This window comes from Mesorhizobium sp. P2_B11, from assembly GCF_056404855.1.
On the sequence record NZ_JBFUDF010000001.1, the window covers coordinates 293,085 to 307,597 of the forward strand.

Below are 14,513 nucleotides of genomic sequence, written 5' to 3' on the forward strand. Positions count from 1 at the left end.
TGAGCCAGTCGACCGAAATCGCCCCGATGGCCGCCGGCAATCCTGACCGCCTGACCGGCTTCAGGACCTTCTGGCACTATTTCTCGGTGAACCGCGGCGCCGTCATCGGCCTGTTCGTCTTCATCCTGCTGGTGCTGGCAGCGCTGTTTGCGCCGCTGCTGGCGCCCTATGCGCCCGACATCCAGGACAAGACCGCTTTCTTGCGGCCGCCGGCATGGCAGGCGGGCGGCAGCGCCGAATATCTGCTCGGCACCGACGCGGTCGGCCGCGACATGCTCTCGCGCCTGCTCTATGGCGCGCGTTTCTCGCTGCTGATCGGCGCCGTCGTCGTCACCCTGGCACTTACCGGCGGCATCATGCTCGGCCTGCTGGCCGGCTATTTCCGCGGCTGGGTCGACGTGGCGATCATGCGCGTCATGGATTTGATCCTGTCCTTCCCGTCGCTGCTTTTGGCGCTGGTTCTGGTCACCATCCTCGGCCCCGGCCTGTTCAACGCCATGCTGGCCATTGCGCTTGTCCTGCAGCCGCATTTCGCGCGCCTGGTGCGCGCCGCTGTCATGGCCGAAAAGAGCCGTGAATACGTGGTCGCAGCCAAGGTTGCCGGCGCGGGACATATCCGGCTGATGCTGCGCACCATCCTGCCCAACTGCCTGGCGCCGCTGATCGTCCAGGGCACGCTGTCCTTCTCCAACGCCATCCTCGAGGCGGCCGCTCTCGGCTTCCTCGGCCTTGGCGCCCAGCCGCCGACGCCGGAATGGGGAACCATGCTCGCCTCGGCGCGTGAATTCATCCTGCGCGCCTGGTGGGTGGTGACCTTCCCTGGCCTCGCCATCCTCATCACCGTTCTGGCCATCAACCTGGTCGGCGACGGCCTTCGCGATGCGCTCGACCCGAAGCTGAGGAGGTCGTGATGGCGCTGCTCAACATCCGCAATCTCGTCGTCGAGTTCCAGACCGCATCCGGCCCTTTCCGCGCGGTCGACGGCGTCTCGCTGCATGTCAACGAACGTGAAGTGCTGGCCATCGTCGGCGAATCCGGCTCCGGCAAATCAGTGTCGATGCTGGCGGTGATGGGCCTTTTGCCGTGGACCGCGACGGTCACTGCCGACGAGATGAGCTTCAATGGCCGCGACCTGCTGAAGCTGAGCCCGGCCGAGCGTCGCAAGATCGTCGGCAAGGACATGTCGATGATCTTCCAGGAGCCGATGGCCAGCCTCAATCCGTGCTTCACGGTTGGCTTCCAGATCGAGGAAGTGCTGCGCTTCCATATGGGCATGGACAAGGCCCAGCGCCGCGAGCGCGCCATCGAGCTTTTGACGCAGGTCGGCATTGCCGAGCCGGCCGAACGGCTGAACTCGTTCCCGCACCAGATGTCGGGCGGCCAGTGCCAGCGCGTCATGATCGCCATAGCCATCGCCTGCAATCCGAAGCTTCTGATCGCCGACGAGCCGACCACCGCGCTCGACGTCACCATCCAGAAACAGATCCTCGACCTGCTTGTTTCGCTGCAGGTCAAATACGGCATGGGCCTGATCATGATCACCCACAATATGGGCGTCGTGGCCGAGACGGCCGACCGTGTCATCGTCCAGTACAAGGGCCGCAAGATGGAAGAGGCCGACGTGCTGTCGCTGTTTGAATCGCCGAAGAGCAATTATACGCGCGCGCTGTTGTCGGCGCTGCCGGACAACGCGGTCGGCGACCGCCTGCCGACCGTCTCCGACATGCTGTTCGAACCGGCCGCCGGAGTCGCGTGATGAGCATCAGGGTCGTCGAAGGCAAGAACATCAAGCGCGACTATCACGTCGGCGGTGGCCTGTTCCGTGGTGCGCGCACCGTGCATGCGGTCAAGGGCGTTTCGTTCAGTGTCGACAAGGGCAAGACGCTGGCCATCGTCGGTGAATCGGGCTGCGGCAAGTCCACGCTGGCGCGCATCATCACGCTGATCGATCCGGCGACGTCCGGCGAACTGTTCATCGACGGCAACAAGGTCGACATCGCCAGGAACGCCCTGACCAAGGAAATGCGCCGCAAGGTGCAGATCGTCTTCCAGAACCCGTACGGCTCACTCAATCCGCGCCAGAAGATCGGCGATGTGCTCGGCGAACCGCTGCTCATCAACACCGACAAGCCGGCCGAAGAGCGGCGCGACCTCGCCATGAAGATGCTGAAGAAGGTCGGCCTTGGAACCGAGCACTACAATCGCTACCCACATATGTTCTCGGGCGGCCAGCGCCAGCGCATCGCCATCGCGCGCGCGCTGATGCTGAACCCGAGCCTGCTGGTGCTCGACGAGCCGGTCTCCGCGCTCGATCTGTCGGTCCAGGCGCAGGTGCTCAATCTGCTCGCCGACCTGCAGGACGAGTTCCAGCTGACCTATGTCTTCATCAGCCACGATCTGTCGGTGGTGCGCTACATCGCCGACGATGTGATGGTGATGTATTTCGGCGAAGCCGTCGAATACGGCTCGCGCGAAGAGGTCTTCGCCGACCCCAAGCACAACTACACGAGGACGCTGTTCGCCGCGACACCGCGCGCCGACGTCGCCTCGATCAAGGCGCGGCTGGCGAAGAAAAAGGCCGCCTGACCTCGCGGGCACTTGCTTTGCACAATCGGGAATGCGTCGCGGCGGTGATTGCCGGCAGGATTGACCGCAATCCGCGAGCTGCCGGGCGCAAGCCGCGTCGCAGATTCGGCTGCGCCCCATCACTCGCCCGCTCCGTGCTGGTAAAGCTCGTCCATGCTGAGCTTTGCCAGCGTTGCGAAGGGGGCCTGTTTCTTCACCCGGCCGCGGCTCAGGATCACAACGTCGTCGCAGAACGAGATGGTGCTGTGGTGATGGCTGATGACGATGGTGGTGCGGCGGCCGGCCCGCGACTTCAGCGTCTCGACAATGGCGGCTTCCGACAAGCCATCGACCGCACTGGTGGCTTCGTCGAGGACGAGAATATCGGGATCGCGCACCAGCGCCCGCGCCAGGGCGATCCTTTGCCTTTGTCCGGCTGACAGGTTGACGCCCCGGTATCCGACAAGTGTCGCGTAACCCCGCGGCAGGTGCTCGATGAATTCATGTGCCTCGGCCAGCCTTGCGGCGCGCATGGCGTCGCTGGCCGACGCCGAGTCGTGGCCGTAGACAATGTTTTCAAGGATGGTGCCGTCGACCAATTCCAGTTCCTGGCTGGCCAAGGCAATGTTCCGCAGCCACTGCCTTGGGTCGATCTCACCGAGCGGTGCGCCATCGACGAGGATCCTGCCGCTGTCGGGTTTGACGAAGCGGCACAGGAGATTGACGATCGTCGTCTTGCCGGCGCCCGAGCGGCCGATCAGCGCCGTCGAACGGCCGCTGCGGATGTCGAACACCGCCTGATGCAGCACCGCCTCGCGCGCGTCGGGGCCGGACTGGGCACCGGAATAGGCGAAGCTCACATCATCGAAGCTGATCCCTTGGCGCAAGCCGTCGAACGGTAGGCTGCCCGCCGGCGCCTCCGGCTTGTCGGAAGGATCGAGCAGCCATTGTACTTCCTCCAGCGAGCCGCTCATGCCTTGCAGCTGACTCCACGACATCTGCAAAGCGCGCATATGAGGCTGCAGTCGGTAGAGCAGGATGAGGAAGGCGACGGTCAGCGGGAAGCTTACATTCGCCAGCCAGGCTCCGATCACCACCGCCAGGAAAAGCATCGCGTGCAACACCTCGGTCAGTGGCGGCAGGACGCCCTGGCGGATTGAAAGCACGAAGGCCGCCCGCCGTACCCCGTCGGACGCTTTGGCGAAAACCGCCTTTTCGTGGTTCTCCTGCCCGAAGATGCGGATCAGGCGCCCGGCATGCACCAGATGCAGCATCTGCGACGCGAGCGCGCTGTTGCGGGAGACGACGCTGCGGCTCGGCGCCTTCAGATTGGACGACAAGATCCCGTGCGCCAGCTGGACAAGCGCCAGCCCCAGCATCACCAGCAGCGTCATCTGCCAGGACAGGAGCAGGAGGAAGGCGAGCAGGATGATGGCGGCCGAGGCACTGACGATCGCGCCGAGCAGCGCTTGGATTGCGTCGGACGCTCGCCAGGATTCGTTGGAAATGATGTTGAGCAGCCGTCCGGGGCTTTGCTGCAGGAAAAAGGGGTAGCCGACCCTGAGCAACTGCTCCGACAGTGCGCTGCGGATCGAATAACCTGCCTTGCCGTAGATGAAGCTGGTCAGCAGCGTGTTGGCGAAGGCAAAGACATTCTTCAGCACGATCGAACCGAGTATGGCGGCCGAAATGGCAATCAGCCGCTCGCGCTCGCCGAGGCCCGCTCCAACCTGCTGGAGGAGGGCGGAGAAACCGGCCATGCCGGATGTTTCGCCACGCCCCATAATGATGCCGAGCAGCGGAATGATAAGGCCGATGCCGAGGCCTTCCAGTGCGGCGCCCGCAAGCCCGAGCCCGACCACGACGGGAACGAGCCGCAACAGCCTGCCACCAAGCGCGCGGCGCAGCATCGGCAGGGCTGACGGAACAAGTGACATTATCGCGCTCTGGCCTCCGCATTGGCTTCGCCGGCTTGCCGGTCCTGGCGCAGCGGCAACCGTTTTGGCCATCCCATCATGACGAGCAGCGCAAATCTGGCGGCACCTGCCAGGTTCATGACGACAATAGGCCAGTGCGACAGATCGAGGTCGCGGTCGAAGCGAGGACGCCCCGCCAGTTCCTTGAACGCGGCCCGCGCGGACCAATAGACATGGCGAAGCAGCCAAGGGGCGTGGCGGACATGTTTCAGGCACAGCGCACCATTACCGAGACTATAGTCGCGGTGCAGCCTGTCGATCGATTTGCGGTCTCGCCGGCCGTGATGATGCAAGACCGTCATGTCGGGCACATACTCGACCGGCATGCCGAGCAGCATCGCCCGCACGAGATAATCCGTATCCTCAGCCGAGCGTAACGGGCCGCCAGCGCCGAAGCGTTCGTCGAACGGCCCGATGCGGGCCGCGACGTCGCGGTGCATGGTCATGTTGCAGCCGAGCACGAAGCCGCCCGGGTGGACCGCCGGGGTCAGCCGCTCGCGCGCCTCGCAGCGCTTGATGGTGAAGGGCAGGTCCCGGGCATCACCGAGCTCGACGCGACCGCCGCGGATCAGCCAGGTCTCGCCGCTCCGATAGTGCCGCTCGAGGTCGCGGAGATAGTCGCGATCGAGCTTGCAGTCATCGTCGATGAAGACCAGCACGCGGCCTCGCGCCCGCGCCAATCCGGCATTGCGGGCAGCGGCCAGTCCGGGACGGGGCTCCGAGACGGCTGTGACCGGGATGTCGGACGTTTCGACGATACCGGCCAGCCGCTTTGACGTGCCGTCCCGTGAACCATTGTCGACCACCACCAACTCAGCCACGAAGGCGGCGTGGGCCCGGCATGCAGCCTGGATCGACGCTATGCAGGCCTCCAGCACGGCGGCGCGGTCGCGCGTGCAAACGATGAAGCTGACCTCGAACGACGGCCGCTCCGATCGTTGAGTTGTCGGGACAGGCGCACTCGCAAACGGGTGATCGTGCAGGAGCGGGTGGGGCCTGTCGGTCATACCAGTCCTCGCTGATAACGCTCAAGCACCGCTTCTGCCGGCGTGGTTTTGAAGAAGTATGCTACCGCGTCCGCCCGCTTTCCGGCCGCTATCGAGGCCAGGCTGAGCCAGGGCGCCCAGACGCCGGGACGCAGCGCATATTGTTCGCGGCGCCGGATGAAGTTCCATCTCGCTGTCCGCGTCAGCAATTCGTGCGTCAGCGGCGGTTCTTTTTCGTCGCTGACGAGCTGGTAGAGGAAATAGAACAGGTTCAGCGCGCCGGCTTCGAAGCTTGGCCGTGTGTCGGCCGGCAGCGCGGAAATCCGCTCTTCCAGCGCACGGATGAAATCGGCTGCGCGCGCAACCGTGTCGAAAGAGACGGCCTCGCCGATGTCGCGCAGATCAGCGGTGGCTTCCGCGAGCCCCTCACGCTCGAGATTTTCGGCCACGATCCGCAAATGCGTCCTGCGCATTTCCTTGGCATGCCGCATGGTCACGCTTCCAGCATGGATGCGATAGACGAGCAGGTTATCGGGCGACAGGGCCGCCGGGAAACGGCGAGCAAGCCGCCTGAAGAGATCGAAATCCTCGGCGTGCCTGTATTCGGGATCGTAATAGAGATCGTCGTTCCCTATGACCTTCCGGTTGTAGACCACCGTCGGGTGCATGAATATCGTGAAGAACATCGACAATATGTCGAGCCGGCCGAGCCGGAACACCGGGTCGAGCCTGCCCTTGGCGATACGGCCGTGAAGCAAGGTATCGACGCAGGCGCCGCAGAAGCCGAGCTCGGGCCGCCGCTCGAACAGCGCCACCTGGTGCGAGAGGCGCCGGGGATAAGCGACATCGTCCGCATCCATTCGCGCAACCAACTCGCCCTGGGCCAGCCGCAGCCCTTCATTGAGGGTGGCGACGAGGCCGCGGTTTTCACGTGAGACGACAGAGACGCGATTGTCGGCCCGGCGGTATCGCTCGAGGATCTCGAGCGAATTGTCAGTCGACCCGTCATCGATAGCGATGACCTCCAGGCGATCGTAGTCTTGCCGCAGTATGCTCCCCAGCGCAGCGGCGAGATAAGGCCCGGCATTGTAGACCGGCAGCAGGACGGAGACGAGCGGCGCGGCGGTCATCTCTGCGCATCCGTTGGCTGGAGATCGAGCGCGGCGCGGCCGTCGGGGGATCTGCCCGGATAGGCTTCCGCCGCCCTGCCGAGCCAGCCGGCATCGCCGGCGCGTGCCTGGGAGCGCGCGACATAGGGGAAGCGGCGCTTGAGGCCGTTGAGCGGCTTTTCGAAAACCGTCCACGAGATCGAAGCCACCGCGATCGTGGCGGCGCTCGCGACCAGGAACCGCCCTGGCCCCTGCTCCGAGACATTGAGCGGAATCCACGGCTGTGACTTGACGGCGAGCGACAGGAGGATCGGATGATAGAGATAGACGCCGTAGCTGATGCGGCCCAGCGACAGCAGTGGCGGCAGTTCGAAAACCCTGCCGAGGGCGCCGCCAAGGCCGGCTGAACAGGCGGCGACAATGGCCACCAGCGGCACCAGGGGCAGGATCTGCAGCAGCGCCCAGCGGGCCCATTCCAGCATGGGATCGGCCGGCGCCGGGACAAGCCACTCAATCGCCAGGAAGATCGCCGCAAGGACCGGCCAGCCCAACTGCATCCATTGCGGCAGGCCAACGCCTCTGGTTCGTCGGCAGGCAAGCAAAGCACCCAACGCCAGCGCATCCATCGATGCCGGCGGCAGCAGGTCGCGCGCCAAGGCCGGGGTGGCGGTGATCGGCCAGTAGAAGCGATAGGCCAGCGACAACAGGATGACGCCGACAGTGATCGCTTCCACGCGCCGGCGCGGTGCAAGAAGCACGACCAGCGGCCAGGCGATGTAGAACTGCTCCTCGATGCTCAGGCTCCAGAAATGGCAGAGCAGCCAGGGCGTCCATTCGTTGCGCAGCGCGTACCAGAAATTCGACAGGTAAAGCGCATGCCAGACGAGCGATCCGCTGGACTGCTCCAGATCGGTCAGCCAAACGAATCCGAGCACTGCGAAATAGGGCGGGAATATGCGCAGTGCCCGCCTGATGTAGAAGGATCTCAATGCAGGGCCGGCTTCGAATTCGGCCGCGGCGCGGGCTTCGAGCAGCAGTCGGGTGATCAGGAAGCCGCTCAGCACGAAGAACAGCCGCACGCCGATATGGCCCCAAAAGGAGGACCCGTTGGGCGCCAGGAAATGAGAATAGAGAACCATCGTGACAGCGATGGCGCGTAACGCGTCCAGCTGATTGTCGCGCGCGACCGCCATCAGCCATTTTCGCCGGTCTGATAGGTCAACTTGGCGGACTCCTCCACGGCGCACGTCCCGGTACTGAATCCCCCAAGGAAATGGTGTAGCCCGGCAATGGTGCGGTGCAACACAAAATATCTACCGAACTGAAATATTTACGTGAGAGAATGCTAAAAAACGTATATAATCAGCAAGTTCGTTGTCTCGACGGCCGATTTCTCGCGCACCGGATGAGTTGTATCGTATCAGAAAGACCTGTTTTAATTGCACATATGGAATCTAGAATGGCTTGATATCTCAAGCAGTTTGAAAAATATTTCAAGATGATAGGTGAGTTATTTTATGATTGAAGTTTATATTATTGAATAACAGGCAGAATCGAAACTATTGATCTGCGCAGTGCAGCATAATCGACAGCCAAGCGTCTGACGATGCAATCCTTCCCGATGGCGCGACAATCCCGGTGCTGGAGCTGACAACCGGAGATATCCGCACGCGTGGCGGCGGCCATATGGCGCGTGTCGACGCGGACAGGAAGGCGGTTGCGCAGGGAGTGACGTGTCTTGGCTTGCGGTGGCCGTCGCTCGCTTGCGTCGGGTAGGGAACTGGTGCCGCTTAGGTGACTCGAACACCCATCATTACGATCGTGCTGCTAGGGTGTACCGGAACCGGCAGATGGAGCTGGGGCCAACTCCCCGGGGCCGATGCACCCATTGTAGAAATCGGGCTCTTTGATCGCTGAGCATCGGTCAGAGTTCGCGCGCATCAATTCGAACATTTTGTCAGCATCCAACGACAACCGGCTGACTCGCAATTCGCCATCGGAATCCCCGAACACAAATACAATGTCCGTCTTAGGTGTTTCTTTCTTTCCTTCAATGAGCATAAGCATTTCAAGCGAATTACTATAAGACTGATCTCCGCTGAGAAGCGGGACCACGTCGAACATCAGCAGATTGCTTCCGGGCGCAATGATCGCTTTCTGGTCATCACGCAATCGGATTTTAGTCGCGGGAGCGAGATACTCACTTTCTGTATCCGCGCGAACAAACACCCCCGGAGCATCGCCATTGTTGACCACCAGCAGTCGGATAGTAGTGCCCTCCAGCGAGATCATGGGGGCAGACATATCCGAATGAGGCTTATGGACGAGGCCTATGAAACTTGGCACCGCAAAGCTGAGAACGGATATCAATGCCGTAAGCAGCGCCAGTACAGTGCCTGAGACAGAAAACCAACGCCGCCAATCCTGATAGGATTGACAGTGGGTGCAAACCTTAGCGCCTTCGGGTATGGATAAGCGACACTGATGGCATTTTGTCATCCGTTGCTCTTCTTCGTGCATGATTCCCACCCGCCCCAATTGCGGGCTTGAGTCTACGTCAAAGCTCTTCGGTTTAGGAGAGACGATCTGGGCGTTGGGCGCGCCGCCCGGACACGTGGGGCGAAGCGCACGCCTGTCGCGCTACAAGGCCCGGCTTTGGCCGTCTGCCAGCTAGGGCGCCTCGCCAAGATACAAGGCTTTCATAATGGCGAATGTGACCTTTGCGGTCGGGATGAAAAGGATTGAGAAGCCAAGGGCGTAGAAAGTGGCGACAAATACTCTTCCGAAAAAATTCGAGCAGTCGAGAGCCTGATGTTCGAGCACAAAAACATCTCGGCTACCTTGTAGAGCCGAAGTGAACATAGAGTCTACGAAGTGCGAGTCAAATCGTCGATTTGCATACATTCTCTCGACGATAACGTTAGTCAGTAGATAGCCACTACCGGTAAAAATTTCGGCTAGATGCTCTTCGCCCTCCGGGAAGTCTTCTTCGGTAGGGTCAAGTTCGGGCGGCTTCTTTGCCCACTCCGATTTGAGGTAGATTGATTTTATAAAGGCGTGTGTGAGGGACGAGATTTCACTTGGGAAGCTGAACGATGGCATCCCATACGATGGATGCCGCTGTTCATCGTCATTTGAACTCATAAAGATTCCAAGCAAATTGTCTAAGCTCGCTCGGGTAAGATTCTCGGTGGCAATCGAATCCATGTACTTGACATAGTCAGCGACGAGAGGGTGCTGCTTGATCTGTCGAGGGGCGAAGATCGTGTAGAGAAAAGATCCGATCCCGAGAAACAGCAATCCGAAATACAGATTGTAAAATCGTAGGGTGGCGTGCACTCCCGACGACGATTGTGGAATCGATACGTACTCAATTTTGTCGAAGACCAACCCGATGTACGATTGGAGGTTCTCGTTAAAGATGATCAAATACCCTATGAAGGGAACCAGTATCGTCAAACGGACAGCCGGCGACTGGCCAAAATTCGCGATAAGTGACCATCGAATAGTTTCGCTCAGATCCGAGAGTCGCATACTCATGCTCTGAATAGTGTCGAACCACCAAGATTGACAAGCTCTCCATATCGAAAGGAAAGAACCCAAGTGACGCCCCCCATATGGCTCAGCCTAACAACCCATGTGGGGGTTGACCAGCCGACGCCAAATCGAGCTCTTCCTTATTTGCGAGCCAGCCCAAATAAGGTTCTGCGCGGGACGCCTACGCAAACAATTCTAAACATTGGGAAGAACTGGTGCCGCTTAGGTGACTCGAACACCTGACCCCATCATTACGAATGATGTGCTCTACCAACTGAGCTAAAGCGGCCCGGGAAGCGCCAAGGCTTCCAAGATCGGCTGGGTGATAGACTCAACCGGCCGCCAATTCAAGATGGGCAACCGCGATTTCGAGGCGGTATCCGGCAATTCGTCCTGGCATTTTCCCGTTGGTGCGGGAATGAGCCACGTCCCGTTTCGCTTTCGATCGCGTGGGGATATGTCGACGTTCTGTGCGAAAATTGCCCGGGAAGGTGACGAAACAGGCTGATTTTATTGTCAAAAACCCTGGAAATTGGCTTTCAACGCCCCGCCAAGGCAGAATGCAGTCGCTCGCCCGTTGATTGATTGGTCGCCTGCGGCTAACGATCATGGCAATGTGAGCGAACGGACAGGGGAAATTCGCTTGGACGCGATCGAAAAAGCGATCCGCAACGCCTTCGAGAAAGGCAATGCCGAGGACCGGGCGTTTCGCGAGAGGGTCTACCGCTCGGCCTTCGCCGCGCTCGACCGCGTCCTTCAGGCCAATCCCGGCGTGACGGTCGAGGCCGCCATGAAGCGTCGCAAGGCGGTGCAGGAAAAGATCGCCGAGATCGAATCCGAATTCCTGCCGGCGGTGCCGGATGTCACCCTGCCGACGCAGGACGCCGCGCAGGCGCAAGGCACTGCGCAGACGCAAGGCGCGGTGCAGACACAGGGCGCTGCGCAGACGCAAGATGCCGTACAGGCGCCAGGCGCCACCGAAGCGCCCGCAATCGATGCCCCGACTGGCGTCGCAGCCGGGCCGTCGCCGGCGATCGTCGTTGACGGGCCGGTGCAGCCTGACGCATCCGACGCGCCGCGCTCGCGCGTCCTGCCGGTTGTCCCCGATATCATGCCCGACGCCGCGCTGCCGGGCGCCCCGGCGATCGATATGGCCGATTCCGCGCCGGCCGAGGCCGCGACGGAAGTGGCGCCCGACCGCGACGAAAGGCGGATAAGGGGCCGCCGCCTGCCGCTGACGGCCATCTTCTTCGGCGTGACGTTGCTCGCCGCCGCCGGCATCGGCCTCTATTTCGCCGTCCAGACCGGTGTCTTCAAGACGCCGGCGCAGCTCAACACGGCCCCGCCCGAGCCGCCGCCGACTGTCGACGATGACGATTTCACGCCGCCCGCCGATACAAACGCGCCGCAGCAGCCTGGAAACCCGGAACAGGCGCGCGAATGGATCAATGTGTTCACGCCGACCGATCCGACGCATGTCGCGACACCGTCCGACGCCACGGCCGATGTCGTACAGGACGATGCCGGTCCCGTCCTGCGCATCCGCTCCGGCGCTTCCGGCTCGGCCGTCAGCTTCGATGTCGGACAAGGCGTGCTGGAGAAGCTTGCCGGCAAACATGCCGTGTTCGACATCATCGCTCGCGCCGAGGACGGCAAGGATACGCAGATCTCCGTCGACTGCAATTTCGGCGATCTCGGCGATTGCGGCCGCAAGCGCTATGCCGTTGGCCAGCAGCGCAACGAATATCTGTTCGACGTGAAATTCCCCGACAAGCCCCCTGGCGCGGCCGGCAGCATCGCCATCAACTCAGACTTCGACAAGCAGGGCAAGGCGGTCGACATCTACGAGATCCGCGTCTCGATCGAGCCGTGAGTCCGGCAGCGCCGGTGATCTAGATCACAGCCTTGGGGTTGCGCAGGACGCCCCATGCCGGGGCGGAGTCCAATGCGGTGAGGTCGCCTATCGCAATCTCCTGGCATATGGTCATCAGCGCTCCGCCGGCTGCGCGGGCAAGCGATCCACCGACGCTGACCCGCCGCACACCGGCTTGCGCAATCTGGTGAAGGGTCAATCCGGAGACACCCTGGCCGATCACATGATTCACGGGCGCGTTAACGGAGCGGCAAAGCCTCTCGAGGGACGCCAAGTCCGGCACGCCGGGCGCATAGAGAACCTCTGCGCCGAGCGCCTCGAATGCCCTCAGGCGGCGAATGGCCTCTTCGAGATCATAGGCGCCTTTGCCGAGACCGTCGGCGCGGGCGGTCAGCACGATGTTGTGTTTTCGCGCGGCCTCAGCGGCGGCAGCCACCCGCGCCACCGAGTCGTCGAAATCGCGTATCGGCACATTGGAATTCGGCTGCCGGTCCTCGATGGACAGCCCCGCCAATCCAGCCTCGGCCGCCAGCCGAACGGTCTCGGCGACGCCCTCGGGCGTATCTTCGTACCCGTCCTCCAGATCGGCCGTAACGGGAACATCGGTCGAAGCCGCGATCTCGGCGGCATAGGCCAGGCTCTCGTCGCGGCTGACGTCCAGCGCTCCGTCTTTCCTGCCTTCTGAGAATGCGTACCCCGACGACGTCGTCGCCAGCGCCTTGAAGCCCAGACCCGCCATCATCCGTGCGCCGGCTATGTCCCACGGATTTGGGATGACGAAGCAGCCGGATGTGTGCAGGGCACGAAACCGTTCAACTTTCTCTGACCGGGAAATCATCTGCGCTCCTGCCTGCTTTGGAGTTTTCTCTAGCGATCGAGCAACGCCTGCAGCGTCTCGATGCGGTCGGCTTCGGCCGTCGGCTTGTCCCAGCGCAGCCGCGAAATGCGGGGAAATCGCATCGCGACGCCGGATTTGTGCCGGGTCGAGCGGTTCAGGCCTTCGAACGCCACTTCCAGCACCAGCCCCTGCTTGCGGTCGGCGCGCACCGAGCGCACCGGGCCAAAGCGCTCGACTGTGTTGTCGCGGACAAATTTGTCGATCTGCTTCAGTTCCTCGTCGGTGAAGCCGAAATAGGCCTTGCCGACCGGCACCAGTTCCTCCGCGCCTTCCGGCCCCGACCAGACGCCGAACGTATAGTCCGAGTAGAAGCTGGAGCGCTTGCCATGGCCGCGCTGCGCATACATCAGCACCGCATCGACCGTGTGCGGATCGCGCTTCCATTTGAACCACGGGCCTTTCGGGCGTCCCGCAAGATAGGGCGAATCCCAGCGCTTCAGCATCACGCCTTCGATGATCGGGTGCGGCGGCGCCTGCCGCAGCCGCTCCAGCGCCGGCCAGTCAGCGAAGTCGACCAGTGGCGAGAGATCGAAGCGGCTGGGGTCGAGCGTCTTGATGAAGACTTCAAGGCGAACCCGTCGCTCGCGGAAGGGTAGCGCGCGCAAATCCTCGCCACCAATCTGCAGCGCATCGTAGCAGCGCATGAAGGCCGGGTATTGCTGCTGTATCTTGGGCGTCACGCTCTTGCGGTTCAGCCGCTGCTGCAGGTCCGAAAACGTGCCTGTCGCCGCGGGCTCGCCGACCAGCAATTCGCCGTCGAGCGCGGCGGAAAAATTCATGGCTTCGGCAAGATCGGGAAAGGCGCCTGAGACATCGTCGCCGGTGCGCGAATAGAGCCGGCGCACGCCGCCCTCGCACACCGCCTGGACGCGGATGCCGTCCCATTTCCACTCGGCCGCATAGTCGGCCGGATCGAGCTTTTCGAGGTCGCCGTCACCGACCGGGTTCGACAGCATCACTGGACTGAACAAGGCAAGTGCGGTCCGCTGCGGTTTTTCGGCCTTGCCTTCCAGCCAGGCGAACAGCGAGACGTAAGGCGGTGTCAGCCCGTGCCACAGCTCCTCGATCTCGGCGACATCGACCTTGCCGAAATCGGCCAGCGCCTGTTTGGCCAACCGCGCCGAAACGCCGATGCGCAAGCCGCCGGTGACCAGCTTGATGATGGCGAAGCGCGCCGAAATACCGGCGCTGTCGAGCAGGCCGGACAGCACCTTGGGGCCGTCGGAACGGCTCGCCGCCTGCAACTTCGCCACGACATCGCCAAGCGTCGGCTCCCGGTTGGGGATATGCCCCGGCGTTTGCGGCCAGACCAGCGAGACCGTTTCGGCGAGGTCGCCGACATAGTCGTAGGAATAGCCGAACAGCACCGGGTCCATGCGCTCGGTGACCAGCGTGCGCAGCATGGCCGGCTTGACTGCCGCGATGTTGAGATCGCCGGTGATTGCAGCCAGCGCCAGGCCGCGATCGGGGTCCTCGACGCTGCGGAAATAATCGACAAGCAGCGTCAGCTTGCCATTGCGCGACGGCGTCAGCACCAGCCGGTCGAGGAGTTCGGCGAAACGGTTCACC

At 62.3% G+C, this 14,513-nt stretch carries 12 protein-coding genes and 1 tRNA gene; 4 read left to right on the forward strand and 9 right to left on the reverse strand.

Going from position 1 to position 14,513, the window contains the following annotated elements; translation table 11 throughout:
- The first annotated feature begins 26 nt into the window (after positions 1-26).
- The 3 genes from AC1DYJ_RS01295 to AC1DYJ_RS01305 are packed head-to-tail and all read left to right on the forward strand — an operon-like array spanning position 27 to position 2,586.
- A complete protein-coding gene (locus tag AC1DYJ_RS01295) occupies positions 27-911 on the forward strand; it encodes an ABC transporter permease subunit (RefSeq protein WP_454588178.1) in 885 nt (294 codons plus the stop codon).
- Positions 911-1,756, forward strand: a complete 846-nt coding sequence (locus AC1DYJ_RS01300; RefSeq protein ID WP_477233586.1) for an ABC transporter ATP-binding protein — start codon at positions 911-913, stop codon at positions 1,754-1,756. Before AC1DYJ_RS01295 ends, AC1DYJ_RS01300 begins: the two co-directional genes overlap by 1 nt.
- Entirely contained in the window at positions 1,756-2,586 is an 831-nt protein-coding gene (locus tag AC1DYJ_RS01305) for a dipeptide ABC transporter ATP-binding protein (RefSeq protein ID WP_477279286.1), read from the forward strand. Before AC1DYJ_RS01300 ends, AC1DYJ_RS01305 begins: the two co-directional genes overlap by 1 nt.
- Positions 2,587-2,705: 119 nt before the next feature.
- Here the strand turns inward: AC1DYJ_RS01305 and AC1DYJ_RS01310 are convergent, their stop codons facing one another.
- The 7 genes from AC1DYJ_RS01310 to AC1DYJ_RS01340 all read right to left on the reverse strand — a co-directional run bounded on the left by AC1DYJ_RS01310 (position 2,706) and on the right by AC1DYJ_RS01340 (position 10,462).
- The gene (locus AC1DYJ_RS01310; RefSeq protein WP_477279288.1) at positions 2,706-4,502 is read right to left on the reverse strand and encodes an ABC transporter ATP-binding protein; all 1,797 of its coding nucleotides are present in this window, start codon (positions 4,500-4,502) and stop codon (positions 2,706-2,708) included.
- Positions 4,502-5,548, reverse strand: a complete 1,047-nt coding sequence (locus tag AC1DYJ_RS01315) for a glycosyltransferase family 2 protein (protein ID WP_477279290.1) — start codon at positions 5,546-5,548, stop codon at positions 4,502-4,504. Before AC1DYJ_RS01315 ends, AC1DYJ_RS01310 begins: the two co-directional genes overlap by 1 nt.
- Complete coding sequence (locus AC1DYJ_RS01320) at positions 5,545-6,657, reverse strand: glycosyltransferase family 2 protein (protein ID WP_477279292.1); 1,113 nt, start codon at positions 6,655-6,657, stop codon at positions 5,545-5,547. The genes AC1DYJ_RS01315 and AC1DYJ_RS01320 overlap by 4 nt, the downstream gene beginning before the upstream one ends.
- Positions 6,654-7,829, reverse strand: a complete 1,176-nt coding sequence (locus AC1DYJ_RS01325) for an acyltransferase family protein (RefSeq protein ID WP_477279294.1) — start codon at positions 7,827-7,829, stop codon at positions 6,654-6,656. The genes AC1DYJ_RS01320 and AC1DYJ_RS01325 overlap by 4 nt, the downstream gene beginning before the upstream one ends.
- Positions 7,830-8,463: 634 nt before the next feature.
- Complete coding sequence (locus AC1DYJ_RS01330; RefSeq protein WP_477279296.1) at positions 8,464-9,156, reverse strand: hypothetical protein; 693 nt, start codon at positions 9,154-9,156, stop codon at positions 8,464-8,466.
- 150 nt (positions 9,157-9,306) lie between these two features.
- The gene (locus AC1DYJ_RS01335) at positions 9,307-10,170 is read right to left on the reverse strand and encodes a hypothetical protein (protein WP_477279298.1); all 864 of its coding nucleotides are present in this window, start codon (positions 10,168-10,170) and stop codon (positions 9,307-9,309) included.
- A gap of 216 nt (positions 10,171-10,386) precedes the next feature.
- Positions 10,387-10,462: transfer RNA gene (locus tag AC1DYJ_RS01340), tRNA-Thr, on the reverse strand.
- A gap of 354 nt (positions 10,463-10,816) precedes the next feature.
- Between AC1DYJ_RS01340 and AC1DYJ_RS01345 the strand changes: the two genes are divergently transcribed.
- On the forward strand, positions 10,817-12,046 hold the full coding sequence (locus AC1DYJ_RS01345; protein WP_477279300.1) for a hypothetical protein: 1,230 nt from the start codon (positions 10,817-10,819) through the stop codon (positions 12,044-12,046).
- Positions 12,047-12,065: 19 nt separating this feature from the next.
- Here the strand turns inward: AC1DYJ_RS01345 and AC1DYJ_RS01350 are convergent, their stop codons facing one another.
- Positions 12,066-12,884, reverse strand: a complete 819-nt coding sequence (locus tag AC1DYJ_RS01350; protein ID WP_477279302.1) for an isocitrate lyase/PEP mutase family protein — start codon at positions 12,882-12,884, stop codon at positions 12,066-12,068.
- 29 nt (positions 12,885-12,913) lie between these two features.
- Complete coding sequence (locus AC1DYJ_RS01355; RefSeq protein WP_477279304.1) at positions 12,914-14,512, reverse strand: cisplatin damage response ATP-dependent DNA ligase; 1,599 nt, start codon at positions 14,510-14,512, stop codon at positions 12,914-12,916.
- Position 14,513: the final 1 nt, after the last annotated feature.

Coding starts and splice junctions, on each gene's coding strand:
- AC1DYJ_RS01325 (WP_477279294.1), bottom strand. CDS start 7,829: ATGGCGGTCGCGCGCGACAATCAGCTGGACGCGTTACGCGCCATCGCT.
- AC1DYJ_RS01350 (WP_477279302.1), bottom strand. CDS start 12,884: ATGATTTCCCGGTCAGAGAAAGTTGAACGGTTTCGTGCCCTGCACACA.
- AC1DYJ_RS01295 (WP_454588178.1), top strand. CDS start 27: ATGGCCGCCGGCAATCCTGACCGCCTGACCGGCTTCAGGACCTTCTGG.
- AC1DYJ_RS01315 (WP_477279290.1), bottom strand. CDS start 5,548: ATGACCGACAGGCCCCACCCGCTCCTGCACGATCACCCGTTTGCGAGT.
- AC1DYJ_RS01330 (WP_477279296.1), bottom strand. CDS start 9,156: ATGCACGAAGAAGAGCAACGGATGACAAAATGCCATCAGTGTCGCTTA.
- AC1DYJ_RS01320 (WP_477279292.1), bottom strand. CDS start 6,657: ATGACCGCCGCGCCGCTCGTCTCCGTCCTGCTGCCGGTCTACAATGCC.
- AC1DYJ_RS01335 (WP_477279298.1), bottom strand. CDS start 10,170: ATGCGACTCTCGGATCTGAGCGAAACTATTCGATGGTCACTTATCGCG.
- AC1DYJ_RS01300 (WP_477233586.1), top strand. CDS start 911: ATGGCGCTGCTCAACATCCGCAATCTCGTCGTCGAGTTCCAGACCGCA.
- AC1DYJ_RS01305 (WP_477279286.1), top strand. CDS start 1,756: ATGAGCATCAGGGTCGTCGAAGGCAAGAACATCAAGCGCGACTATCAC.
- AC1DYJ_RS01310 (WP_477279288.1), bottom strand. CDS start 4,502: ATGTCACTTGTTCCGTCAGCCCTGCCGATGCTGCGCCGCGCGCTTGGT.